Annotated in this window: 21 protein-coding genes; 7 read left to right on the forward strand and 14 right to left on the reverse strand. The window is 40.4% G+C overall.

Annotation, left to right across the window (positions count from 1 at the left end; translation table 11 throughout):
- Window positions 1-89: 89 nt before the first annotated feature.
- Window positions 90-845 (reverse strand): alpha/beta hydrolase, encoded by a 756-nt coding sequence (locus M3O96_RS17035; RefSeq protein ID WP_249722536.1) that lies wholly within the window; start codon window positions 843-845, stop codon window positions 90-92.
- Window positions 846-1,372: 527 nt separating this feature from the next.
- On the opposite strand from M3O96_RS17035, the gene M3O96_RS17040 reads away from it, so the two are divergent.
- Together M3O96_RS17040 and M3O96_RS17045 are read left to right on the forward strand one after the other, a co-directional pair.
- On the forward strand, window positions 1,373-1,987 hold the full coding sequence (locus M3O96_RS17040; protein WP_249722538.1) for an NADPH-dependent F420 reductase: 615 nt from the start codon (window positions 1,373-1,375) through the stop codon (window positions 1,985-1,987).
- Between the two features lie 130 nt (window positions 1,988-2,117).
- Window positions 2,118-2,261, forward strand: coding sequence for a hypothetical protein (locus M3O96_RS17045; RefSeq protein WP_249722540.1), 144 nt, complete (start codon window positions 2,118-2,120; stop codon window positions 2,259-2,261).
- Between the two features lie 130 nt (window positions 2,262-2,391).
- Here the strand turns inward: M3O96_RS17045 and M3O96_RS17050 are convergent, their stop codons facing one another.
- Together M3O96_RS17050 and M3O96_RS17055 are read right to left on the reverse strand one after the other, a co-directional pair.
- Window positions 2,392-2,787, reverse strand: coding sequence for a group III truncated hemoglobin (locus tag M3O96_RS17050; RefSeq protein WP_249722542.1), 396 nt, complete (start codon window positions 2,785-2,787; stop codon window positions 2,392-2,394).
- Window positions 2,774-4,039 carry an alkaline phosphatase family protein gene (locus M3O96_RS17055; RefSeq protein ID WP_249722544.1) on the reverse strand — a complete coding sequence of 422 codons (1,266 nt, stop codon included), beginning with the start codon at window positions 4,037-4,039 and terminating at the stop codon, window positions 2,774-2,776. The genes M3O96_RS17050 and M3O96_RS17055 overlap by 14 nt, the downstream gene beginning before the upstream one ends.
- Window positions 4,040-4,206: 167 nt before the next feature.
- On the opposite strand from M3O96_RS17055, the gene M3O96_RS17060 reads away from it, so the two are divergent.
- Window positions 4,207-4,830, forward strand: a complete 624-nt coding sequence (locus M3O96_RS17060; RefSeq protein ID WP_249722546.1) for a Uma2 family endonuclease — start codon at window positions 4,207-4,209, stop codon at window positions 4,828-4,830.
- A 66-nt stretch (window positions 4,831-4,896) separates the two neighbouring features.
- On the opposite strand, the gene M3O96_RS17065 is transcribed toward M3O96_RS17060, so the two are convergent.
- Both M3O96_RS17065 and M3O96_RS17070 read right to left on the reverse strand, forming a co-directional pair.
- Window positions 4,897-5,988, reverse strand: a complete 1,092-nt coding sequence (locus M3O96_RS17065; RefSeq protein ID WP_249722547.1) for an agmatine deiminase family protein — start codon at window positions 5,986-5,988, stop codon at window positions 4,897-4,899.
- Window positions 5,978-6,826, reverse strand: a complete 849-nt coding sequence (locus M3O96_RS17070; protein ID WP_249722568.1) for a carbon-nitrogen hydrolase — start codon at window positions 6,824-6,826, stop codon at window positions 5,978-5,980. Before M3O96_RS17070 ends, M3O96_RS17065 begins: the two co-directional genes overlap by 11 nt.
- 603 nt (window positions 6,827-7,429) lie before the next feature.
- On the opposite strand from M3O96_RS17070, the gene M3O96_RS17075 reads away from it, so the two are divergent.
- On the forward strand, window positions 7,430-8,626 hold the full coding sequence (locus tag M3O96_RS17075; protein WP_283774025.1) for a DUF4934 domain-containing protein: 1,197 nt from the start codon (window positions 7,430-7,432) through the stop codon (window positions 8,624-8,626).
- 217 nt (window positions 8,627-8,843) lie between these two features.
- Window positions 8,844-10,979 carry a M3 family metallopeptidase gene (locus tag M3O96_RS17080; RefSeq protein WP_249722549.1) on the forward strand — a complete coding sequence of 712 codons (2,136 nt, stop codon included), beginning with the start codon at window positions 8,844-8,846 and terminating at the stop codon, window positions 10,977-10,979.
- 751 nt (window positions 10,980-11,730) lie between these two features.
- Here the strand turns inward: M3O96_RS17080 and M3O96_RS17085 are convergent.
- Window positions 11,731-12,909, reverse strand: a complete 1,179-nt coding sequence (locus tag M3O96_RS17085) for a hypothetical protein (protein WP_249722550.1) — start codon at window positions 12,907-12,909, stop codon at window positions 11,731-11,733.
- A gap of 218 nt (window positions 12,910-13,127) precedes the next feature.
- On the opposite strand from M3O96_RS17085, the gene M3O96_RS17090 reads away from it, so the two are divergent.
- Complete coding sequence (locus M3O96_RS17090) at window positions 13,128-13,526, forward strand: response regulator (protein ID WP_249722551.1); 399 nt, start codon at window positions 13,128-13,130, stop codon at window positions 13,524-13,526.
- On the opposite strand, the gene M3O96_RS17095 is transcribed toward M3O96_RS17090, so the two are convergent.
- Window positions 13,504-16,812 carry a PAS domain S-box protein gene (locus tag M3O96_RS17095; RefSeq protein ID WP_249722552.1) on the reverse strand — a complete coding sequence of 1,103 codons (3,309 nt, stop codon included), beginning with the start codon at window positions 16,810-16,812 and terminating at the stop codon, window positions 13,504-13,506. The genes M3O96_RS17090 and M3O96_RS17095 overlap by 23 nt on opposite strands.
- A 128-nt stretch (window positions 16,813-16,940) precedes the next feature.
- Between M3O96_RS17095 and M3O96_RS17100 the strand changes: the two genes are divergently transcribed.
- Window positions 16,941-17,639, forward strand: coding sequence for a LytR/AlgR family response regulator transcription factor (locus M3O96_RS17100; protein ID WP_249722554.1), 699 nt, complete (start codon window positions 16,941-16,943; stop codon window positions 17,637-17,639).
- A gap of 115 nt (window positions 17,640-17,754) precedes the next feature.
- On the opposite strand, the gene M3O96_RS17105 is transcribed toward M3O96_RS17100, so the two are convergent.
- From M3O96_RS17105 to M3O96_RS17135, 7 genes are all read right to left on the reverse strand, one after another.
- Window positions 17,755-18,462, reverse strand: coding sequence for a hypothetical protein (locus tag M3O96_RS17105; protein WP_249722555.1), 708 nt, complete (start codon window positions 18,460-18,462; stop codon window positions 17,755-17,757).
- Between the two features lie 272 nt (window positions 18,463-18,734).
- On the reverse strand, window positions 18,735-19,070 hold the full coding sequence (locus tag M3O96_RS17110; protein WP_249722556.1) for a thioredoxin family protein: 336 nt from the start codon (window positions 19,068-19,070) through the stop codon (window positions 18,735-18,737).
- Window positions 19,061-20,437, reverse strand: coding sequence for a hypothetical protein (locus M3O96_RS17115; RefSeq protein WP_249722557.1), 1,377 nt, complete (start codon window positions 20,435-20,437; stop codon window positions 19,061-19,063). The genes M3O96_RS17110 and M3O96_RS17115 overlap by 10 nt, the downstream gene beginning before the upstream one ends.
- Window positions 20,434-21,504 (reverse strand): c-type cytochrome, encoded by a 1,071-nt coding sequence (locus tag M3O96_RS17120; RefSeq protein WP_249722558.1) that lies wholly within the window; start codon window positions 21,502-21,504, stop codon window positions 20,434-20,436. The genes M3O96_RS17115 and M3O96_RS17120 overlap by 4 nt, the downstream gene beginning before the upstream one ends.
- An 88-nt stretch (window positions 21,505-21,592) precedes the next feature.
- Entirely contained in the window at window positions 21,593-22,309 is a 717-nt protein-coding gene (locus tag M3O96_RS17125; RefSeq protein WP_249722559.1) for an acyl-[acyl-carrier-protein] thioesterase, read from the reverse strand.
- A gap of 7 nt (window positions 22,310-22,316) precedes the next feature.
- On the reverse strand, window positions 22,317-23,483 hold the full coding sequence (locus M3O96_RS17130; protein WP_249722560.1) for an MFS transporter: 1,167 nt from the start codon (window positions 23,481-23,483) through the stop codon (window positions 22,317-22,319).
- 316 nt (window positions 23,484-23,799) lie between these two features.
- On the reverse strand, window positions 23,800-24,198 hold the full coding sequence (locus M3O96_RS17135) for a DUF6691 family protein (protein ID WP_249722569.1): 399 nt from the start codon (window positions 24,196-24,198) through the stop codon (window positions 23,800-23,802).
- Between the last annotated feature and the right edge of the window lie 49 nt (window positions 24,199-24,247).

Here is a 24,247-nt window from a genome sequence, read left to right on the forward strand (position 1 = left end):
TTCCCTAAATCGGGTATTTATTGTAATCATACTAACAACAAAATCATAAAAAGTAAATTGTTGTAACCATACTTACAACTTTTACACTATCAATTCTCCTCCATAAAATCTTCGATCCATTTGTAAACCTTGCTTGGGGTGTAGATAAACTGCACGATCATGGGTTTGTGTTTTTTGCCTTTCTGTAGATGAAAATTGGGTTCAGGGTTTATCTTTTTGTATTCTTCCAAAAATCTTTCTGTAGTCTTTTCTATTCCCGGCAAGGTCTTTCCTCCCATCATGATCAGCATAGGGGGATCTTTTTCGTCCAAATAATAAATCGGTGAGGTATCTTTCCAAACCCGTGGGTTGTCAGTAAATGCCCGAAGATATTGAGTCCCCGGAGCATAATTCATTTCTTTCAAAAACCAATACATATCCAATCCCGCCGCATCTATCAGAATTGTTCCCTTGATCGGATTCTCCACTCCCAAGGTGTCAAAATACTCATCGCGGACAGAAATCAGACTCGCCAAGTGTCCCCCCGCAGAATGTCCTGAGACGTAAATCTTGTCCGGACTTCCTCCATAGGTTTTGATATTCTGCGCTGTCCATTTGACTGCCTGTGCAGCGGCTTTGGCCATGTCATGCACCTGATAATCCGGGCTGAGTGGGTAATCAATGATGACTGCCACTATTCCTTTCCTTGCCAATCTTGCGCCAAGAAAGTTATAAAGCTCTTTATTACCCGAGTCCCAACTTCCTCCATAGATGAAAAGCATTACGGCATTGCTCCCTTCGGCATTTTTCGGGGCAAATACATTCAATTGTTTTTCGGGAAGATTTCCTAGAAATCCTTTTTCCATATAAGTGATTTCCTTACTCCTCTGCACGGCCTTGAAAGAACAAGAAAAAGATATAGTTACAAAAAAGGTAAAAAGAAGGTAGCGGTTATAAAATTGCATAAAGTACGTTTAAGATTTATCCCCAACGATAACTCGCTAAGGATTGCGCGGGTTTAAAATTATAAAATCTAAACTTCCAAAAGGCTTAATTATAGGGAAAAAACCGAATCTTTTCCTAAGCTTAAACCCATGTAAATGACATTTTTGGAGCAAATTTTTCTCATTAAAATGAGCCTTTCACCAAAAACTGAAAAATTTTTTTGCCCTCAAAAAGCCCTTCTCATTTTGTTAATTGGCAGTCGTGATTACTAATTTGCATTTCATTTTTTTACTGAAATTTATTCAAAAAAATAATTTTGAGTTAGAAACCTAATTATCTATATTTCAATCCCTTCCGATCCCATCAAAGCATTTAACCAGAAGGAAATCACTTTCAAATCATCCAACAATTGGCTTTTTCACCCAAAAGTCAAGCAACTTTAAAAGATATGAAAATAGGAATTTTAGGAGGAACTAAACTTGCTTCCACCCTTGGCAACAAAATGCTCGCCATGAACCAAACGGTGGTTTTTGGAGTGCGCGAAGATTTCGTGACAAAGGAGATCGAATGGAAAATTCTCAACATGTATCTCGACAAAATATTCAGCTACGAGACAGCTATTGAGATGTCTGACGTGCTATTGATCTGCTGTGAAAACGAGCACCTACCGAAAGTCTGCAACAGCCTTGCCGTTTCTGACTTAAAAAACAAAATTATCATCGACTGTACAAACGGCGCTTATACCGCGGAATTTTCCTGCAATACAACGCTGATCAACAAAAGCATCGGTCAAAACAAACTCTTCAAAGCTTTTAACAATTTGGGAATTGATTACCCCAAATCCGATCCTATGGGTCTTGTCAAAGAAACCTACTATTGTGGGCCTGATTCCGCTGAAAAGCTAAGTGTCAAAAAAATCATCGAATGGGTAGGATTCAAACCTGTAGATGCAGGAGAAATCGAGAATGCAATGCTACTCGAAGCCTTCTACCATCTGAGAAAGACCATTTCCTTTCAAAGACATGAGAAGATGGATTGCCACTTTAAACTGATAGCGGTATAGGACACACTTCTACGCTCAATCCATTTTATTCGCATTCACTAACCATTGTGATTATCACAAGAGGTTGATATTGCCTTTTTTTAACTATTTTTAGGTTTGCCAAATTTTTCAAAACCAATCTGTTTGTTCAGTGGAAATCAATGAAACAACAAATTCCGAGGATACTTCGGAGGAATTATCATGGCTTAAAAATCTTCAGAGAAATAGCTGGGAACCGGATGTAATCATTCCTGGGCAAGTCTATGATTTCGCTGTAAGGCTGACACAGGATTAGGTTTTCATTGGTCACACCAATTGGAAAGACATTAACTTAACCCAACAGTCTGCCCAAGTAAAATGCTTTGGGTTTTCAGACCCCCAAATTAAGCATCGGGAGAATTGGGCAAAATTTACTTTTATCAAAGTCACATCTTGATGCCTCTTGCCTCCATGATCCGAAAAAACAGGATATGCGCCATGTTTCTCGCATGTTCTTTGGCATAATCGGCGTGCTTTCCTTCAAAGTAAGTATCCAAGGTCGTAAACCAAAGTTCTAGCCAATTGCCAAAATGTGCCTGTGTGATGGTATTTCCGGTTTTTACATCTACTTCTTTGTGAACAGGAACCGGGCTGAACTTACCTGCACCGGGCCCGGACTGCAGCAAAATCATCTCCCAAAAATCCGTCAATCTCTCGAGATGCGGTTCCCAATCCTGTACAACTTCGTTGAAAATTGGGCCAAGGGTATCGTGCTTTCTGATCCGCGCATAAAAACTCCTGACCAAAAGCGACACGTCTTCTCTGTTCTCAATTTCCTTCATTTTTTCCTTTCAAAACAGGTTCTAACACCTCCAATTTTCCATCAATTCCTGCAGGAATGGGCAATCCCAAAATCGTCGCCAAAATAGGGTAAACGTGGATATTTTCGAATGAAGGGATCAAAAGTCCATCCTTTACCATGGGTCCATTGGCATAAAATATCCCATGCATGTCCTTATACTCTGGACTGAATCCATGCTCTCCATATACTTCTGTTTTGAACATTGCTGCCCTATTTTGGTACGAAATCATTCCTTTTGAAGTAGTCAGGTAATGCCCCAAGTCGGGGATAATGATCAGGTCACCAAAGCGGTTTCTATACTTGTCAATATTCTTATAATACTCTTTGTCAGCCACGCGGACTACTTTGTAATGACTTGCCTTATCCGTCAATTCTGTGTAAACTTTTTCAAGTTCTTCTGTATTCTCTAAATGAAGATGTGCCAAAGCGCCGTTATTGACAACCCTTCCATCAATACCCTCAGTGATTTGATCCAGATTGAGCAGATTCCCTTTGGGAATATTGGTCATCCCATGATCAGACACGATAAATAGGTTGATGTCAAGGTCAAAACTCTTCAATCCTTCAAATAAGGCTCCAAGTTCCCGGTCTAATTTTTCCAGTCTTCCGCTGATTTCCTTGTCATTATCAGGACCATATCGATGCCCGATATCATCCATATCCGAAAAATAAAGCGTTATCATCCGCGGTCTTTCATCCTCAGGAAGCTGCAACCACTCAAAAACCTTGGAAATCCTGGTAAGATTAGAGACTCCTCCATCATAGCTATAGTAATAGCTTGGTCGTATTCCCTGTACCGGTGCTTCCGAACCAACGAAAAAGTAGCTTGCGGCCTTCATGCCGTTTTGCTCGGCCAATACCCATATCGGTGTTCCGCCATACCAATAGCCATCTTCTATCACATCCCTATTCCCCATGGTATACACAATATCCTTTTCTGGTTCATAGAAGGAGTTGTCCACCAATCCGTGATTTTCGGGTTTCAGTCCGGTAGCAATTGTATAGTGGTTTGGAAAAGTTTTGCTGGGAAATGATGGAATCAGTGCCTCAGCAGCTGTTCCATTTTCTATAAATTTTGAAAGATTTTCAGGTTTGAACCTTTGGACATAATCGTGTCTGAAACCGTCAAGGGAAATCATAATCACATATTGATCCTTTTCTTGCGAAAAAACGGGACTGTTAAGTAGAATTAGAAAAACAAATAGTACCAAAATGGATTTCATCGGTTTCATTTATTCAAGGTTTGATTTGACAGTAAAAGTAGCAGAAGAAAGTTTGGTAGCCAATTTGTTTCCAAACTTATGGAAATAAAAACCCACCTCGGTTAGATTCCTACACCCCGTTAAAATACAAGCTCGGCCACTTCCTCAACTAGTAGTTTTTTCATACTTTTAGGTTAATGAAAATCACTGAACCAAAATCCGAAGCTTTAAACAAGGTAGAAGAACCTCATACGGAATATGGGGTATATTCCTATGCAGACTATCTGACCTGGGAGTTGGATGAAATGGTGGAGCTTATCAAAGGGAAAATCTTCAAATCTGCTGCTGCCGCTCCCCGCAGAATCCATCAAAAAATTTCAGGAAATATTTTTTTCAGATTATATAAACATTTAGAAAATCATCCTTGTGATGTTTTTTCCGCTCCATTTGATGTCCGGCTACCTGTCAAGTCAAAAAGAAATGAAGATATATTCACTGTTGTACAGCCTGATATTTCAGTGATTTGTGACAAATCCAAATTGGATGACCTGGGATGTATCGGTGCCCCTGACCTGATTGTGGAGATTCTATCTTTGGGAAACAATTCAAAAGAACTCAGAGACAAATATGAAGTCTATGAAGAAAGTGGCGTAAAAGAATATTGGGTTGTTTTACCCTACGAATGGACGCTTTTGATTTATACTTTGATCGATGGAAAATATGTCCCATCTAAACTTTTTACTGTTGGCGATATTGTGGAATCAAAATGTATATCCGGCTTCAAACTTGACTTGAATGAAGTTTTCAACGATTTGGAATAGAGTTATCAATCAAAAAAAATCCCAAGTTGCTGACTCTTGGGATTTTTTGTTGGTTTGTATTTGACTTTATATCAAAGGTTCTTGCTGACTGAGGCAATGGAATGAGCCCAAACCCCAGATCAGATCCAAGGAATTGACTCCAATGACTTTCCTTTCCGGAAAACAGGAAGTCAGAATCTCCAAGGCTTTCTCATCATTCTTGTCCTGAAAAGTTGGGACAATCACTGCGTGGTTGGCAATATAGAAATTGGCATAAGAAGCCGGTAGCCTTTGATCTTCATAGTATTTTGCAGAAGGCATGGGAAGCTCAATGATATTCAGCTGCTTGCCATCTTCCAATCTTAGTTCATGAAGCAATTCCAGATTTTCTTTCAAAGGCGCGTAATTCTCATCTGATTTATTTTGCTCGACGACTGTCACGACAGTGTCTTCATTGACAAAACGGGTCAGGTCATCGATGTGTCCATCGGTATCATCTCCGATTATGCCATCTTTCAACCATAAGATATTTTCTACGCCATAATATCCTCTGAGATATTCTTCAATCTGCTTTTTGGATAAGCTCGGATTTCTGTTTGGGTTCAGCAAACAAGCTTCTGAAGTCAGCAAAGTGCCTTTTCCGTTAAACTCGACAGATCCGCCTTCCATGACAATGCCTGGTTGGAAGCAGGGAACATTCCTAAATTCAGCGATTTTGATCGGAATCTGATTGTCTAAGTCATAGGGAGGGTATTTATCTCCCCAAGCATTGTAATTCCATTTGACCAAGATCTTCTTTTGATCTGCCTCAGGGTTGATCAAAAAAGCAGGACCATGATCTCTGCACCAAGCATCGTTGGTAGGGAAAAAGTGGAAGAAAACCTTGCCAAGATCCACACCTGCAACCTGCAAATGTCCCAAAGCAAATGCCCTCATCGCCTCATCTTTGACATTGATATGGACTTCTTCCCCCAAAGCCAAATATTTGATAAACTCCGCATAGGCTGGGAAAATGGTATGAATTTTTCCTGGCCACGATTCTTCTTTATGCGGCCAACTCAGCCAAGTCGCCTGATGCGGCGCAAATTCAGCAGGGAAATAATACCCCAGTTCAGCTGGAGTCATTTTCCCGGATTGTGCCATTTCCAAAATATTTTTAGAACTGTAATTAGTCTTCATCAATAAATCTCTTAAGGATCGGGGAATAAGAATCTATGCGTCTGTCTCTCAAAAAAGGCCAATGGGTTCGGTAGCGATCGGAATTTTCCATGTCGAGTTCCTGAACATGGATTTCTTCAGCTACATGATCAGCTTGGTACAAAACCCTTCCAAAAGCATTGGTCGCAAAAGATCCTCCCCAAAATTGCTGATTCCCTTCTGTTCCTACCCTATTGACAGAGACTACCGGAACCCCATTTGCTACGGCATGGGAGCGCTGTATGGTCTGCCAAGCTTGGTATTGTTCGTCGTTGGTTTCTTTTGTCGCCTCCCTGTGCCAACCGATCGCAGTTGGATAAAACAGGATTTCTGCTCCCATCAGGGAAGTGATTCTTGCTGCCTCAGGATACCATTGGTCCCAACAGATCAATACACCTATCGTTCCGACTTTGGTTTTGAAGACTTTGTATCCCATATCTCCTGGAGTGAAATAGAACTTCTCATAATATCCCGGATCGTCAGGAATGTGCATTTTGCGGTATTTTCCCAAATAAGACCCATCGGAATCCAATACCGCGGTTGTATTGTGGTACAATCCCTCTGCTCGTTTTTCAAAAAGGGAAGCCACGATGACTACTCCGAGTTCTTTGGCCAATGCAGAAAAAGTTGTTGTAGCGGGGCCGGGAATCGACTCAGCCAATTTGAAATTGTCATGGTCCTCCACATCGCAGAAATACAGGGAACCGAAAAGCTCCTGCAAGCAAACGATCTGCGCACCTTTGGCGGCAGCTTCACGGATTCCCGCAATGGCTTTGGCCATATTGTCTGAGAGGTCACTGGAACAAGATGTTTGCACCATGCCTACTTTGATGGTTCTTTTTGACACTTTATATAATTTACGATTGACTATTCCTTTTGAATTTTCAAAATTAGACTATTATTCAAAAATAGTAAACCCATTTAAAAGAGATATTGGTTCCAAGACAAATTGTTATTCCACCTTTTCAAAAGGTTAGACTGAAAAAATCTACCTAAGGAGACGCTTGCGCCACTAACCTTTTAAATGATATTTCAGCCAATTGCAAAAAAAATTCCATTTATAAAATGAGGTAAACTTTAAGTAAATCAATGAAGTAATAAAACTAGTTAGTCGATTGACTGATCACTTTTGCGCAAAGGTTTATGTTAAACAAAATCATTGAAATCTTTAAAAAATTAATTTTAGGAACAGGAGCAATCGTTCTAAGCCTTGGGTTCCTAGCACCCTTGAAATCAAGTGCCCAAGCATCGGTAGACCCGGATAAACCAAAGTATTACAAAATGTCACAAATAGGTCCTAATACCTTTTGTTGTGTAGAAAGTACGAACTACTTGGACTCATGTACAGGAATACCTTGTTAGAAATCTAGAACTTATCAAAATTAACAAAGAGGGGGAAACCCCTCTTTAGATTACTCTCTCTATGAAAAAATGTCTCTATATTTTACTGGTTATTATAGTCTCTTTTTTATTTGTTAATTGTTCTTCGCCCGACAAAAAAGATACAATCGAACCAAAATCTATATTATTGAATCTTGAAGATGCAAATCCCGAAAGATTTGAATCGATCTTTACAATAGAGGAAATGATCTCTATTGTAGAATCGGAAAATATTTCAATAAAACAAATCAAAAGAATCCTATCTAGAGAAAACAATTATTGGTTGCTTTCTTCAAATAAAATTTTTCTTCTTGATGCGAGTGGTAAAATGTTAGATTCGATTTCTAGATTGGGAGATGGTCCCGGAGAATTTCAGTCTGTTGATGACATTCGATGGAATGACGAATCCAATTTTATAGAGGTGTTAGATAAAAACAGTGGCAAATTATTGAGATTCAATTCTAAAGGAGAATTTCAAAATGAATGGAAAAATCCTTATCTGTACTTAGCCACTTCGTTTATACCCAAAGGAGATGATTATTTTATTTATGGTGGAGTTTTTTTTAATGGAGATGGAGATCGCACGGTTTTGGTCTCTGGAAAAACTGGTGAAAAAAAGAGAGGGTTCAGCAAAATTGGAAATGAAAGAAGTTTTTTAAGTGTACTAAACAATGACACTTTTTATGCTAATGATGGAGAAATTGAGTTTTTTTATTCCGATAATGATACACTTTACACACTTAGCGAACAGGGATTAAATGTAAAATACATTATTGATTTCGGAAAGTTTCAAACTCCTAGTGAGTTCTTTGATCGTTCATTTGAAAACATAATGGATTTTAGAAATCAAGCAGCTGCCAATGATTATGCTTCAGTTTTTTCAATACAACCAACTGATAACCATTTTTTCCTTTTCGTTATTCAGGGTTCTAAGTTCTATACTGCAATTGTAGACAGAAATACAAATGAGGTGAGGATAGCAAAAGGTTGGTCGACCGAATTTGGAAGCGATTTTTCAGGTTTGAGTTCCTATCTAGCCTATACTCCGATTGGAAGTGATAGCCAATTCTTATATTTCTCCATAGACCCTTATTCAATTAAATCGGAAATTGATAAACTGAATGGAAATCCATCACTCTCCGAATTCTTAAAAATCAATCAATATATTAATCGCATATATCAAGATTTTGATAAGTATGAAAACCCTTACATATTAAAAATCCGAATCAATGATTTTTAATGAAATAGTCATTATCATCGATAACCTCTGACTAAACCACCATTTTAACTCCATTGAAAATATTTTGGTTGAAAAATGAAAGTTTAAATCTAAAATCACTAACCGCAAAAGCTGAATAAGGCTACTTTGGACAGACGAAAGTCAACAGTAGTCTATCCCCATTCGCCCCTCCTCATTTTTTCCATATATTTGCAGGCAAACCCAAATGTATGTTCCTATGAAAAAAACAATTATTGCAATTGCAGCCTCCGGAGCTTTGCTCTATGCCTGCGGTGCCAAAGAAGAAAAATCAGAAAATATGAATCCATTCTTTGAAGCGTATGACACGCCTTTTGAAGTTCCTCCTTTTGACAAAATCGAAAACGAGCATTTTTCACCGGCTATTTTGGAAGGAATCAAGCAGCAGCAGGCAGAAATAGATGCCATCGTCAATAATCCTGAGGACCCGACTTTTGCCAATACAATCGAAGCAATGGAAAAGTCCGGAGAATTGCTAGCCAAAGTCTCTACGGTATTCTCCAATTTCAATTCGGCACACACCAACGATACGCTTCAGGCAACAGCCAAAGAATTGGCTCCTGAAACTTCAAAACATTCTGACAACATCAGCCTTAATGAAAAACTCTTCGCAAGGGTTAACAGCATTTGGGAAAAGAAAGACAATCTGGATTTGACTGCAGAGCAACAAAAACTGCTGGAAAAAACCTACAAATCCTTTGTCCGAAACGGTGCCAATCTCAATGAAGCCGACAAGGAGAAACTGAGAAATATCAATTCCAAACTCTCTGTATGGAGTTTGACTTTCGGCCAAAACCTTTTGGCAGAAACAAATGCCTTCAAAATGTATATCGATACTGAAGCCGACCTTGCAGGACTCCCTCAGGGATTGAAAGATGCAGCATTCCAAGATGCTGAAGCTGCGGGCGAAGAAGATAAATACCTCTTTACCCTTCAGAATCCAAGCATCATGCCTTTCCTTCAATATGCCGATAATAGGGAATTGAGGAAGCAGATCTGGGAAGCTTACCAAAGCCGCGCCAACCATGACAATGACAAAGACAACAAAGCTATCGTAGTGGAAATGGCTAACCTGAGAAGAGAAAAAGCTCAGTTGCTCGGTTATAAAAGCCATGCTGATTATGTCTTGGAAGAATCGATGGCCAAAACTTCAGAACAGGTTTACAACCTATTGAACCAACTTTGGACTCCCGCTTTGGCAAAAGCCAATCAAGAAAAAGATGAAATGCAGACGATCGTTGTAGCAGATGGAAAAGATTTCAACATTGAGCCTTGGGACTGGAGATATTACGAAGAGAAACTCCGTCAGCAGAAATTCAACCTTGACGAACAGGAAGTAAAACCATATTTCGCTTTGGACAAGGTGCAGGCAGGTGTCTTTATGGTTGTCAAAAACCTGTTTGGATTGACATTTGAAGAAATCAAAGACATCCCAACCTACCATTCTGATGCCAAAGCCTATGAAGTAAAAGAAGCAGACGGCACCCACGTGGGTGTTTTATACATGGATTTCCATCCAAGAGCTTCCAAAAGAGGCGGTGCTTGGATGACATCATACCGTCCTCAGCAAACCATCGATGGCGTCAGAAAAGCGCCGGTCATTTCGATTGTCTGCAATTTCTCCAAGCCAACCGGAGACGCTCCGGCATTGTTGACCTTCAATGAGGTGACAACATTCTTCCATGAGTTTGGCCATGCACTCCATGGTTTGCTATCCAATGTGCAGTACAGAAGCCTTGCAGGAACTTCCGTCCCTAGAGATTTCGTCGAGCTGCCTTCACAGATTATGGAAAACTGGGCAACCGAACCAACAGTCCTGAAGCAATATGCCATCCACTACAAAACAGGCGAACCCATCCCTGATGAACTGATCGAAAAACTCAAAAACTCAGGTACTTTCGGACAAGGATTTGCCACAACGGAATATTTGGCTGCCTCGCTTTTGGATTTGGACTACCATACACAAGAAAAGGAAATTGTAGGAAGTGCCAATGATTTTGAAAAAGCATCTTTGGAAAAAATCGGCCTGATGGGTGAAATCATCCCAAGATATCGAAGCACCTACTTCCAGCATATTTTTGCAGGAGGTTATTCTTCAGGCTATTACAGCTATATCTGGTCGGGCGTACTGGATACAGATGCTTTCCAGGCATTCAAGGAAACAGAACTCTTCAACCCCGAAAAAGCATTAGCCTTCAGAAAAGAAATCCTTGAAAGAGGCGGAACAGACGAACCGATGAAAATGTATGTCAACTTCCGTGGTGCTGAACCAAAGATCGATGCACTTTTGAAGAAAAGAGGTTTGGATCAGGTGAGTGTTGAAAGGAATAAATAAAATAATGACCGATGACCGATGTAGGATGTTATAGATCACATTAAGTTGTACTAAGCTTATTCGGATTTTCTACTTTTTCATTATTTCGGAATAACACAATAAAAACCATCCCTGCCTGGAGCGGGATGGTTTTTTTGTTTTGTTAATTCCATTTGAACCAAGAAAAAAACATTTGAAAGAGCGACACATCGGTCATCGGTCATCTGACAAATTCTTTGACAAAACTAAAGCACGAATCAGCAACCCATCTACTTCACTCCTTCTTATACCTCAGCTTAAAATTCAAATTCTCCAGGTAATCCCCATCTGCCAGGGCCTTGATCTCAAACTCCAAGATTCCAGGTTCGGAGGTGACTTTTCATGCATTTATGTCTGATACTCTAATGTAATCCACCCACGGGTTGGCCCATAAGGTCATAAATAAGAATTTCTGTTTAGTAAGGCTCAGGTAAGAAAAATCCGATTTTGGCCGAGTCTCTGAATGGATTTGGACATGATGGAAATAGCTTCGGAAAATCCGGTAGGTATTCAATTTTGTCGTCCTCAAATGCACCACCGATATCTTAAAAGTTCTGCTAGGGGATTTAGAGTTGATTTTCGCATTTGTTTATCCAGTTTTAAAGGGTGATTGAAATATTATTGCTTTTGGCAATTCAAATTCACTGGAGTACAACCTGGCTTTTTTTGCAGGGAGTTCGGGGGCTTGAAAATCGAACGAATAGGCTGTTTGCTCCCTAATGTTGATGGCTTTTTAATTCAGATGATCCATCAGAACATCTATGGATGCTGCCAAATGCAGGGGTATGACCATCTCTTGCTCCCCGATCAATGGAAGGTTGTTGATAACCAAAGGAATTCCGGTACGGATAGACCCATAGGTATAGAGGAAAAGCCAATCGTTACCCAAGGATTCCAATTGGAAAGCATCTTTTGGGTCAATGGATTCTTTTCCATCTCTGCCAAAGCTGATAAATGATTCGGCCTGCATTTCTTCACCCGTTACCCCGAGTTGGATAGCAAATGGCTTTTCTTCTAATTTTCTACCGAAGAAACCCTTGGTGATGTCGGTTTTTACGCCATTGTCCGTCAACTGAAGGCTGGGGTTTTCGTTGTTGGTTTTTACCCAAAATGCCTGATAAGCAGCCAAACGGCCATTTTCCAAAGTACCTAGCATCCCATTGTGCGTCAGAAATGAATTGGTCGCCGGATCCCATACATAGATCGTATTGTCGATATTCGTTTTAACCCAACCTGTCGGGGAAAAGAAATCGATCATACTCGCAGTCGGATTAGCAATCAAATTAAAACCCGCGTCTGCTATATTGACTTCAGTGAGTTCGCCTGCATCTGCCACCAGATTGGTATCCCTCGCTGTGAAAGTGACACCAAAATCAAATATTCCGTTGGCAAGGTTCGGTTCAGTTCCGGTGGCAGCCATCGTAAGTGGCAATACATCGGAGTAGTTTCCACCGCCGGATGGTTTTTCGGCGCCATTGAATACATACAGGTAATGTCCTCTTCCCGAAGGCACTGCGTCAGAAATCTGAGCAGGCTTTCTCCAGGATTGGAGACTTGTACCTTTGTCCGTCTCATCAGACCACAATATGTTGGGTTGAAAAGCGGGGTTATTGGATCCGGGGAATCCCTGACTTTCCACATTGGTAAGGATATCCTCATAGGTGGTACCGACCGGAGAACCCATCATTCTCCAACCTTTGTTGCCAGTCAATTCCTGCTGAACTTCTAAAGTTGGGTTTGCCGAACTGAAGTTCAGGTAAACCGCAGCAGGATTTAGTGCAATTCTTGACCCATTTAAAGCATGGTGATATTCCGAATTGGGCCCAAAGACAATTTTGGGCTGCCGCGGGACTAGTAAAACTTCCTCCTGTATTGGTAATTTTGACGTTGATAGTGACCAAAGTTCCTGCATTGGCCGTTCTAATCATTCCGTTGGTTCCAAAAAGCAATTCTCCATCAATCGAATCGGCGAAATCAGCTTTTTGATAGAGGGTAAATGGGGTTCTAGAGAATTTGCCTCGCTCAAATCAAGGCAAAAATCCCCTTTTATAAAGTCATTTTATTTACAAAAAATATCAACAAGGTACCAATTGACAGACAAGGCAGTAGCTTGAGATAAAATTATTTATAATGAATATACTTCTTGTTGATTCCGACTCATCCATAAGAAATGAGTTATCCAAATTTTTTACAGAAAGTGGCCATACTGTCATAGAGGCAGAAAATGGACGGGATGGGATTTTGAAGTATTACACAATTGGCTCAACCTATTTTGATATTATAGTTACAGAAACCGACCTGCCGGGAATATCAGGCAGAGACATGGCAAAAAGAATCAAAGATAGCTATCTGGGAAGTAAAGTTCCTATTTTAGCCATTTCCTCTGATTTTGAGAAGGACTACAGTGCTAAAGCTGATTCCATTTTCAGCCTCGTACTTCCCAAGGACATCAGCAATGCCAAAGTGCTTGACTTTTGCTTGTTAGTGGCAAGGTGGTCGAAAACACCTACGCTTTGTAGGGTAGCTTGACGGTAAATTCTGATCCTTCACTGAGCTCACTTTTGAAGTTCATTTTACCACCCAACTTTTTGACAAATTCATTGACTATACTCAGGCCAAGGCCCGTCCCTTTGATGTTGGCAACGTTTTTGGATCTGAAAAAGGAATCGAAAATATACTTTTGATCCTCTTTGGGAATTCCAACACCATAATCTCTGACGGTAATCTCAAAGCTTTTGGGCCTATATATCAGGGTAAGTTCAGGCGCTTGATTCTCCGGAAAGGAATATTTTAGGGCATTTTCGATAATGTTCTTGAAAACATGGGTAAGCCAAACAGGATCGGAATAAATCAATTTTTCCTTTTCCGGAAAGTGTAGCTTTATCTTGTTTGCTTGGGTTTTTTGGTCGTTGAATTCCGAAATCAAAGAAGAAATAAATCCAATGATGTACAGCGGCTGGGAAACAGATTTTACTTTCCCCTGTTCGTTTTTTTCCAAGATCAAAACATCATTGATCACATTGTTCAATCTCTTGATTTGATTCAGGATGCGGTTTAGATGGGTTTCAAGCTGTTCTTTTGAAATCTGCACATCTTCTTTTTCAGACATCATCAGTAGAAGGTCCGTACTGCTCAGTATGGTGGATAAGGGTGTGCGAAACTCGTGCGAAGTCATAGATATAAACCTTGACTTCAATTGGTTCAATTCCTTTTCTTTCAAAATGGCTTTTTTCAATTCCTTGATGCCTAACTCCCTTTCGGTCACATCTCGGGAAGTAGCAAGAATGGAAAAAGTATTTCCCTCTTCGTCCCTTAAAGGCTTGAGCAAAACCTCAAGAAACACCGTGGACCCGTTGGTCTTATGCTTGTGCGGTAGGACCACTTTGGATTGGTTTTCGATTTGGTTTTTGACATCAGGAACATTAAATGCCACTGCAGGTGATTTCCCAACCAACTCTGCAGGGGTATAACCCAACACTTTTTCTATAGAAGGAGAGATATACTGAAAAACCATTTCTGTGTCATGGAGGGCGATGATATCACCCGTATTTTCAGAGAGCAGCCGGTACATTTCATCTGCCTGCTTTCTCATCCTGTCTGATTCTTTCTTTCGCCTGTTGATCCTGATGGCCTGGATCAAGTTTGCATAACTGGAAACCAAAGGTTCCAGAAATTCCACATCTGACATCGAATAGTCTTGGGATTTGTTGGCAAGGCCCATCAATCCAACAAATTCCTCTCCTTTGTACACCGGAATCCCAAGATATTTATCCATCCTTGGATGTCCGTTTGGTGTCCCTCCTGCTCTTGCGTCAGCATAGGCCTCGTTGGCAATCACGATGTTGCCCGTCCTCAGTGATTCTCCAAAGAGGGTGTCAAGGTTTCTGAACTCCAACCCGGTTCTGTAATTTTGGTTATAGTACTGATGTGTCTCTTCAGACCACGCAATATTTGTCAATGTGTGGGATTTGAGATAGGGCTGGTTCTGCTCATCAAAGAGCACTTCCCCGATAAAACCAAATTTACTTTCTGTGAGATTGAGCATTTTTTCCAGCAAAGTTTCCAAAGGAGAAATAAAATCCTCCTGAAGGAAAAAGCTGATCTGGGTTTCGTTGACTGCCTTTAACAATTCATTCAACTTGTATGCCTTTTCTTCAGCTTTTTTTCTGTCGCTGATATCAAAAAGCACCACTACCAAAGCCTCCTCCCCCATAAAGGGAATCCGGTGAGAAGAAAGGCTGTACCATAACTCCTGCTGATTTCCCTTGACCTGAAGCTTCACTTCAAGGTTTTTGACGTCGTCTTGCTGAATAAAATATTCCGACAATGGCACATCTTGATTTTGCAAAGCAAAAATTTGATCAAGGGTCAGGTTAAAAATCCCCTCGCTTACACTGACACCTAAAATTTCCCTGAAATCCTTATTCAGGTAATAAATATCTCCATTTTGGATAGAACAGATAATGAGTGGGAAGGGGATATTCTCTGTAATTGTCCTGAATCTTTCTTCACTTTTCTGAAGGTTGATTTCTTTTGTCTTGAGCTCAGTCACGTCGGTGAATCTTCCGTGAATTCTCAGGTTATTGCCGTTGGTGTCTTTTTCCATCCAGGATTTTTCCTGCACCCATTTGAGTTCGCCCTGATTATTGACGACACGATAGGTCATATCCAACGATCCCAATTCAAAAAGTTTGGCATCTGCTTTTTCGAGCAATGGCCTGTCGTTGGGATGGGTAGCTTTTCTCCTAAAATCCTTGTCCTCGCAAAATTGGGATTTTTGAAACCCGAGAAGAGATATGTTGTCTGAAAGAAAAATACATTCTCCGGTAGCTGCATCAAAAGTATACAAGGCGTCTTTTACAGTATTGATGATGGCCTGATTTCTTTGGTCACTTACTTTTAATGCCTCAAGTCCCCTTTTTTCTTTGTCAATATCGATCAGGGTACCGAATATCCCTGAGGCATTTCCTTTCTTGTCCAACATCAATATGCCATCCATTTTGACCCAAATGGAATGCCTTTTTGCTGTTTTTAATTCAAGTTCTTTCTCAAACCTTGTTATTTTTTTTGAAATGATGTGTTCCATTTTGCTTTCCAAAGCTCCCAAGCAAGGTGCTTCCACAAAATCAAAAAATGATTTGCCTATCGAGTCGGTTATAGAAAATCCGGTGATTCTTTCCCAAGTGCTGTTGAGAAAATGAAGATTTCCATTCAAATCATACTTAAACACCACGTCATTGATGTTGTTTACTAAAAATCGATAGTGCTTTTGGCTTTTTAGCAATCTTTTTTGTTGTCTTCGGACCAAGATGGTATTGCCCAAAGTGGAGGCAAAGGCATGTAAGGCTGACGCTTGTTCGGTGGTAAACAATTCTTCAGATTTACAATTGTCGAATCCGATAAATCCCCAAAAAAAATCGCCTGAAAAAATCGGGACAAACAAATAGGATAAAATCCCTTGCTCGCTCATCGTTTCATAAAAATCCTTGTTGACAGTTTCCTTTACCAGTTCATTGATTACCTCGTTTTGGCTGAGTCGGGCCACGATTTCGGGATAGATGGACCATGGGGCATTTTGGAGAAATTCTGAATCTATCTGGGGAGAAACTCCCTCTGCACACCATTCAAACTTGTAGGAAAACAACAATTCCCCATCTTCTGCAAAATGGTTTTTGAAAATGTAAATTCTATCCACCTCCGACGAACTGCCCAAAAAATAAAGAATATACGGGATAGCGTCTCTCAAATTTGAATTGGACTGCAATATATGGTAAGATTCTCCTATGGCTCCAAGGATGTTTGCACTTCGATTCATATTCCAGATGATTGTGAGGATGTAAATAAAATTCAATATATTTTAATTTCGATTCACTTAATTAACATAAAAATGCTTTTCGTTTAGATTTCCTAAAACAGAGGTTTTGGAATAATATATTGGTGGCCATGGAAAAGATATTGATTGTAGAAGACGAACCAGAATTGGCCTTAAATATCAAAGATATCCTGGAGTTTATCGGATATGAAGTGGCGGGGATATTGGACAATGGGATAGAGGTGGTTGAGTTTTTGACCCACCATCATGTAGACTTGATTTTTATGGATATTCAGATCAAAGGAGCTGTCGATGGGGTGGAGTTGTGCCGAAAAATCAAGGAAATAAAGAATGTTCCTGTGGTCTATCTGACGGCATTTTCGGATAAATCGATCCTGGACAAAATCGCGACTACGGATTATGAAGGATATATCCTCAAACCTTTTACACTTCAGGAACTTCAGTCTGCAGCCTACCTTGCACTAAAAAACCAGCCAGAAAAGTCAAATCCCAATAGCAAAAAGAGTGTCTTCATCGTCAGAGATAAAGGCAACACCATTCCTCTTCAGTTTGATGAAATTCTATTTTTCAAAGCAGATGGACTTTATACCAAAATCCAGACCAAGACAAAATCCTATGTGGCACGAAACATCCTCAAAGACATGATCCAAGATCTTCCCACAGATGTTTTCGTCCGCGTTCACAAGTCTTTTACCATCAATTTCAAAGAAGTTTCCTCTTTCAATGCCAAGGAAATCCACATTGGGGAATATACCATTCCGCTGCGAAGAGGCTCTTTGAAACAAATCAAAAACCTGATTCAGTTTTAATAATCTATTACAATCGACCGCAAATTCCACCGGCAGGAATGTTTGATTGGGCTTGCTCCAACAAAACAAGCTCATAGATTGAGTTAATGTCAATCATTCTATTACACAGACCTGTTTAACGGAGATTCCAAACTTTCAAAAATTGTGTTTGGTAGCCCCATCTCAATTCTACCAAAATTAGTCCTGTAGAAATATTATGGAAACTATTTGCCAAAAAATCATTCAGCTTATTCACATCAGTACAGTTTATAGACAATAAAACATTACCTGATTGAATCACCCGAACCGATATTTCCTCACCATGATATTTTGAATTGTCTATAAGGTTTACTTGAAAATTACCGTTTTTGACAGGATTAGGGAAAGTACGCCAGACTTCCTCATTCTTCCCCACCGTGGGCAGTACTTCCGCCGATAATGTTCTGCCGTATTGGAAATCACCATTTGAACCTATTTGTTTGATCCGGTAATATATCCGTCTTCCTGCCATCGGCAACAAGTAATCTTCAAACCGGTAGTTGGCCATTTCATCATCCCAATTTTGTAGGGGTAAATTTCCGATGGTTTTGAAGGCTAGATTTTTATCATCTGCACGTTCTACTTCAAAATGGCTGATGAGCGGATTTCCACTAATTGACCAAGTGATCTCAACTTTTCCTTGTGAAGGTATATATCCTATTTTTTCCTCCACAAACTTGAAAAAGAGAACAGACCTTGGCTGATAAACTTCGAATTCAAAAATTTCATTTGAGGAAGCGTCTTTGAATTCAATTGCCTCGGTGGAAGGCAAAAATATTGCGAGAAAAAAGAGGATGATAGCCATGACAACTTATGCTGGGACCGAAACCAAAAAGTAATCGATCCCTGTTTTAAAAGGTAACTTTAAAGAGAAAGAAAGATGGGTAACCAAACAACTATAGCTGTTTCATACATTTAAATATGCAAAAAAATCACCTGAGATAAAACCCTAAATCCCGCAATTCCAACCAAGTGATAAAAAAAGTAAACCAAGTCACACGCCAAGGCTAATTTATCCAGATGTAGAAGAAAGTCTGGGATATTTTAAAACTTTTTATCCTGAGCATCGGCATCTACTCAACCAAACATCAGATCGTAATACCTCGAAATTTTTGTTTTTAACTCCCCAATGGCAACCAATCCATTTGCTCTAAAAAATTCTTTCCCATCAAAATAAACCAAGATTCCCGGGACAGCCATCATCCGCAACTGCGCTGCTAATTCCCTGTGTTGCTGCGCTTCTAGGACGATTAATTCCATTTCAGGAAATTCCCCCTTGACCATTTCTTTCACTTTGGGAAAGAGACTGGTACAAACCTCACACTTTTCCTGATAGAAATATACGATCAATGCAGGCTTGGTATTCAACAAAGCTTCAAACTGTGCTAAATCGACTTTTTCACTTACTTCCATTGGATCGTGTAGTTTACTATAAAATTGACGTGCACCATATTTACCTTATTGTATATCCATTGCGGCTTCATTTCTCCGGATAGCATGTTGATTTTACTCATCAGTATCAGGTGAAAATCCAGTCCCTTCCCCCAATCGGAAGGTGCATATTTTCCCCCGAAATTAAGTTGGGCATAAGAAGGAAAGGCATATTTATTGATTTCAACTCTTGATGGTTCAGGAAGAAAATGAAGCCCTGCATAGCCATACACCTGGAATCCGGATTTAAGAAAATTGCGCTGATAATATGTCGTCAGTGCATCCACCTGATTGAATCCTTCATTCCTTTCTCTTGGGATAAAGGTGAAAAACGGATCCCTACCCCATTCTCTCGGACTGAGAAACCTTCCTTTCCCATCTATGCGGGTATAATTTGCCCACCAGATCATCTTCGGATTCTTCAACCCTATCCTTCCACTGAATACAAAATTCAGGTCATCGGGATTTTTGTATTGCTTCAAGGGATCGGGATTCCCACCTTCTCCAAGCCCGTGCTGGAGAATTAACTGCAGGCCGGTTATCAGCTTGTTGGAAGTGCCTTCCAATTCCCAATCATTGTTGGCTTGCGTAAGAATCGTGGAGGAAATATTGTCGACATAGGTATGGTTGACTTGGACCAGCATGTCCTTGGTCACTTTATGCTTCCAGTCCAATATGGTCACAAAGTCACTGTTCGTATTTCCTGTGTAGCCCGAGGGCTTTCCCAAGACACTCTGGCCTTCAGGATAAACCCCGATAGATTCTCCCACATTATACCATCCTGAAGTTGACCTCGGACTTATCCTTCCGATAAAATCCGCTGAAAACTGGTTTTTCGAATCAGGTCTATAATTCACACTAAATCCCTCCACAAATGTCGGGGATAATCTACCGTCTTGGGGATTGATAAATGGCATATTGATACTCATTCTTCCAACGGTCGCAGAAAACTTTTTGGAATTATAGCGGAGCTGAAGTTCTTCCAACTTTCCAAAAAACTTATCTGAAGGGTCATTGACATCAAACAGACCTACTTCATACCTGTTGAAATTACCGGTTACAGGATCTCGCCCCGTCAGGTTTGAACTCGTGATATTGCCAAAAACGGTATATCTCCCGAGCAAGGAAAAACCTTTGTAATCTTTTGTCTTCAGTTGGATAAACGCACTTTGACCCAACGCATGGTCATCCTTGAATTCCTGCCAGTAGCTCGTCGACATCCAAAAAGAACGCAAACCTATTGTCCCTTGAATAAGAGATGCGGATTTGGTTTTGATGGAATCCTGATCTTGGGCTAAGCTGTAAAAACTAAATGTGGATAGAAAAACGAAAAGTATGAATGCTCTCATTTCGTCAAACTTGCTCTAGCTTCCTTGATGGGTTTGAATGGACCGAACTTGTGTTGCTCTTCTGTAAAATCATCAGAGAATGGACCAAAGGGATGGTCAATCGGCTTTTTGGAAATGTCAGGCCAGTCTTTTGTGATGTCTTTTTTGGGTCTTGGAAGTGAATTGATATAAGCCGCCACATCCCAAGCTTGCTCATCGGTCAGTAAAGGTCTCTCGAAAGTTGCTCCGAGAGGCATGTTGGTCTTTACATAGCCTGCAAACCGTGACATCCTAAATAAGCCCGCACCATCGTTGTAGCTATCATCTCCCCAAAGTGGCGGATAAATGTGGCCTGATTTATCAGGTTTGGACATGCCTTGTCCATCTTCCATGTGACAGCTTTGACATTGCTGGGCATAGACAGATTTGCCTTTTATCGGATCTGCCGCTCTATCCAAAAAGGGTACTTCATATATTCCTGAACCTTTTGGAGATTCATCTTTTGGAACATCTTTTCCAAGCCAAGTCATGTAAGCCACCATGGCCACCATTTCCTTGCTGTTGTCAGCTAGGGATTTACCATTTAGACTCCTTTCAAAACAGTCATTGATTCTTTTCTCCACATTTTCCATCTGACCGGATCGTGCTCGGATTTTTGGATAGGTAGAAGCTACAGCGCTATAGTTATTTCCCAAGGGAGCAGTTCCGGCATTGAGGTGGCAATTTTGACAATTCATCCCATTGGAAATTTTCTTGACTTTGCCGTTTGGCCCAAGGTAAGCCGAGGTATTGGCGATAAGTTCTTTGCCATATTTGATATCCCCTGCATTGGGTTCCTGATCGACCGAACTCCAATCCGGAGCCATCCAAATTCCTTCTTTTGGAATTACCCCTCTGTAAGTATCCACCACAGCAGCGGCTACTGACTGTATTTCAGTTGGATTGGGTTGATTTAAAGGGGGTAAGTTTCCGCCACTGAATACCAACACTATTACCCCTATCAATACAGTTGTAAGTAGGGCTACGCTCACCAATAGCCCAACCATCATGGTCAACATCTTTAGTATGGGCTGGAAAGAATCTTTCATAAGATGATAAATATATCAATTACAAAATAGCTAAGATTTTGCACCATAAAGCTGTGATATACATCACAATCGATGATTTACCGGCGATTTATTTTACTAATACCAAAAAAACAGGCTTTTGATGACTTGTGCCAGAAATTAAAAACTCTTGGTTTTGCTTGGCAGAGGATAGGTTGATGAGGTCGTGAAGCTTTGCCTCAGAAAGATAATTGATCAATAATTCCGAAATGGCAATTCCTTTAGAAATACAAAAATCCTCCACCCATCGGATATAACTGACATTGTTGACATGATTATTCATATCCAGGTCAAATGGCATCACGGTAAGTTGGGCTCTCAATTCCAAATCAGGTGGCATTTCAATTTTTTCCGGTAAAAGATCCTGACCTGCATTTTCAGAAAACAATTCCGAAGGCAAGACATGATTTGGTCTTTGGGGCCTTTTGGAATGGACATCAAGCAATAGCCAAGCGGACATGGATTCCGCAATCACATCTCCTTTAGAATCTTCCACCAAAAACTCCCTCAAGGCAAAAATCTTGTTAATCCCCCTGCCTGCAGTTTTGACAACAATTTGATCACCCCAAGAAGGCATCTTATAAATTTTGATTTGCATCCTCGACAACACCCACATATATCCCCTGTCAAATAAAGTTTTGCCAAAATCCCTGCTGTCGGCGTGCTTCCAAGCTACCTCTTGCATCAGGTCACCAAGAGCCGACAACCTCAATTTTCCAAACGGATCAATCTGAAAAGACAGGACCTCAAATGATTTTTGAAATTGAAATGGTTTGTTTGTTGGCATATACTATTTATTGGCTAATGACCACATCCACAGATTCAAATACTTGCAGCCTGATAGAACTCAAAACCGCAATTCCGAGACCCGCAACCGCTACCAAGGCAAAAGAAGCTTTCAAACTCAACAGGTCTGCGATAAACCCAATCATAGGAGGTCCAATCAAAAACCCGAAAAAAGAAATGGTGGATACCAAGGCCAAGGCCACACCGGGTGTATATAATTTTGACCTACCTGCAATGCTGTAAGATATAGGAATGATCGCAGCAACTCCAAAACCCACTAATAAAAATCCAATAGTCGCAAAAACCGGCACAGGAAATAACACTGAAAGCATCAAACCACTGAAAATTAAAATACCACTCATTCTCAGAATCAGCACGCGCCCAAACTTGTTGTTCATCCTATCGGAAATGAATCTTCCGGATGCCATTGCCCCCATAAAAGAAACATAGCCTAAGGCCACCAATCCAGGTTCGATTTCTACCACTTTTTTGAAATAAACTCCGCTCCAATCAAACATGCAACCTTCGCACAGCATCCCAAGAAAAGCAATTCCCCCAATCCTTAAAAGCAAGTCATCTGGTTTTTTGAGGACCAATCCTCCACCTTCTGAGGAGCGGTTCTTTTCTCCCACCAAATATCCTTGGGACAAAAAAATCACCACCAATACAATCGAGGAGATGATCAAATAATGGACATTTGGTAAAACCTCCAAATAAATCATAGCAGCCCCGATACCTGCTCCAGTAAATCCCGCCAAGCTCCACAATCCATGAAATGAAGCCAGTATGCTCCGTCCATACGTATCTTCCAAAGCCAATGCTTGTGTATTTAGGGAGATATTCATCATGTTTCCAATCATTCCAAAAACTACCACCACAGGTACCAACATCCACAATGATTGACTAAATCCGATCAAAGGCAGAAACGTCATGTACCCTGTTACACTAAACAAGATGACTATCCTGCTACCAAAATGATGAACTGCCCAGCCTGCTAGAGGCAAAGCAATCAATGAACCTACCGGTAAGCCCAAAAGTAAGCTTCCCAATTGGGATTCAGACAATTGAAACTTTACCTGAATATCCGGAATCCTCGCGGCCCAAGATGAAAAACAAAGTCCAGCCATAAAAAATAAACTTCCGAGGGCAATCCTCTTTTTTTGAAGCAAAGTCATGAATCTCAATAGGGTTAGGTTCTTGGATGCAAAGTAACGGACTTTGGGAAGATTAATTTGGGTTTTAGGGAAATAATCTACTCAATATCCAAACCATCAGAGTTCTCTTTAAGTTATCAAAAAAAGAAACAACATGGAATTCATTATTGTAGGATCAATCATCATTGCGATAATTTTGATGATCCGGTTTATCATCAAGAGGGTTTTTGAAGGGCAATAAAAAGAGCCACTCCCTATCGGAAGCGGCTCAGTGTTTAAGTTCAATTTATACCTTTTTGGTCTTCAAATACTATACCAGTAAAGTTTTAGGATATTTTTAATTTGGTAATTTATCTGAAAACCTTCCATAAACCCATGTTCCGGCTACTGCACTGATCAAAGTCACCAAGATTACTGTAAATCCACTGCCAATCTGCGCAAACAAAGGACCCGGACATGCACCTGTCAGTGCCCAACCCAATCCGAAGATAAAGCCTCCGATCATCTGTCCTTTGCGGAATTCTTTATCTAGGATGATGATTTTATCCCCTTTGATGGTTTTGATATTGAACCATTTGATGATCTGAATTGAAAGTGCACCCACCACAACGGCCGAACCGATTACCCCATACATAAAGAAGGACTGTAACCTGAACATCTCCTGAATTCTAAACCAGGAAACAATTTCGGCTTTAATAAAAATAATACCAAAACCCACCCCGATGATCAGGTACATCAATAATTCTAATGGACTTTCACCTTTTTGCTCTTTGTTTGGAGTTATT

It is taken from the genome of Aquiflexum sp. TKW24L (assembly GCF_023502205.1).
GTDB lineage: Bacteria > Bacteroidota > Bacteroidia > Cytophagales > Cyclobacteriaceae > Cognataquiflexum.

Excerpts from the sequence above, each read along its gene's own strand:
- M3O96_RS17055 (WP_249722544.1), bottom strand. The coding sequence starts at position 4,039 with ATGAAACCGATGAAATCCATTTTGGTACTATTTGTTTTTCTAATTCTA.
- M3O96_RS17130 (WP_249722560.1), bottom strand. The coding sequence starts at position 23,483 with ATGACTTTGCTTCAAAAAAAGAGGATTGCCCTCGGAAGTTTATTTTTT.
- M3O96_RS17080 (WP_249722549.1), top strand. The coding sequence starts at position 8,844 with ATGAAAAAAACAATTATTGCAATTGCAGCCTCCGGAGCTTTGCTCTAT.
- M3O96_RS17105 (WP_249722555.1), bottom strand. The coding sequence starts at position 18,462 with ATGGCTATCATCCTCTTTTTTCTCGCAATATTTTTGCCTTCCACCGAG.
- M3O96_RS17070 (WP_249722568.1), bottom strand. The coding sequence starts at position 6,826 with ATGGTGCAAACATCTTGTTCCAGTGACCTCTCAGACAATATGGCCAAA.
- M3O96_RS17115 (WP_249722557.1), bottom strand. The coding sequence starts at position 20,437 with ATGAGAGCATTCATACTTTTCGTTTTTCTATCCACATTTAGTTTTTAC.
- M3O96_RS17085 (WP_249722550.1), bottom strand. The coding sequence starts at position 12,909 with ATGCAGGAACTTTGGTCACTATCAACGTCAAAATTACCAATACAGGAG.
- M3O96_RS17090 (WP_249722551.1), top strand. The coding sequence starts at position 13,128 with ATGAATATACTTCTTGTTGATTCCGACTCATCCATAAGAAATGAGTTA.
- M3O96_RS17040 (WP_249722538.1), top strand. The coding sequence starts at position 1,373 with ATGAAAATAGGAATTTTAGGAGGAACTAAACTTGCTTCCACCCTTGGC.
- M3O96_RS17095 (WP_249722552.1), bottom strand. The coding sequence starts at position 16,812 with ATGAATCGAAGTGCAAACATCCTTGGAGCCATAGGAGAATCTTACCAT.
- M3O96_RS17050 (WP_249722542.1), bottom strand. The coding sequence starts at position 2,787 with ATGAAGGAAATTGAGAACAGAGAAGACGTGTCGCTTTTGGTCAGGAGT.
- M3O96_RS17100 (WP_249722554.1), top strand. The coding sequence starts at position 16,941 with ATGGAAAAGATATTGATTGTAGAAGACGAACCAGAATTGGCCTTAAAT.
- M3O96_RS17120 (WP_249722558.1), bottom strand. The coding sequence starts at position 21,504 with ATGAAAGATTCTTTCCAGCCCATACTAAAGATGTTGACCATGATGGTT.
- M3O96_RS17110 (WP_249722556.1), bottom strand. The coding sequence starts at position 19,070 with ATGGAAGTAAGTGAAAAAGTCGATTTAGCACAGTTTGAAGCTTTGTTG.
- M3O96_RS17125 (WP_249722559.1), bottom strand. The coding sequence starts at position 22,309 with ATGCCAACAAACAAACCATTTCAATTTCAAAAATCATTTGAGGTCCTG.
- M3O96_RS17060 (WP_249722546.1), top strand. The coding sequence starts at position 4,207 with ATGAAAATCACTGAACCAAAATCCGAAGCTTTAAACAAGGTAGAAGAA.
- M3O96_RS17065 (WP_249722547.1), bottom strand. The coding sequence starts at position 5,988 with ATGAAGACTAATTACAGTTCTAAAAATATTTTGGAAATGGCACAATCC.
- M3O96_RS17075 (WP_283774025.1), top strand. The coding sequence starts at position 7,430 with ATGAAAAAATGTCTCTATATTTTACTGGTTATTATAGTCTCTTTTTTA.
- M3O96_RS17135 (WP_249722569.1), bottom strand. The coding sequence starts at position 24,198 with ATGTACCTGATCATCGGGGTGGGTTTTGGTATTATTTTTATTAAAGCC.
- M3O96_RS17035 (WP_249722536.1), bottom strand. The coding sequence starts at position 845 with ATGGAAAAAGGATTTCTAGGAAATCTTCCCGAAAAACAATTGAATGTA.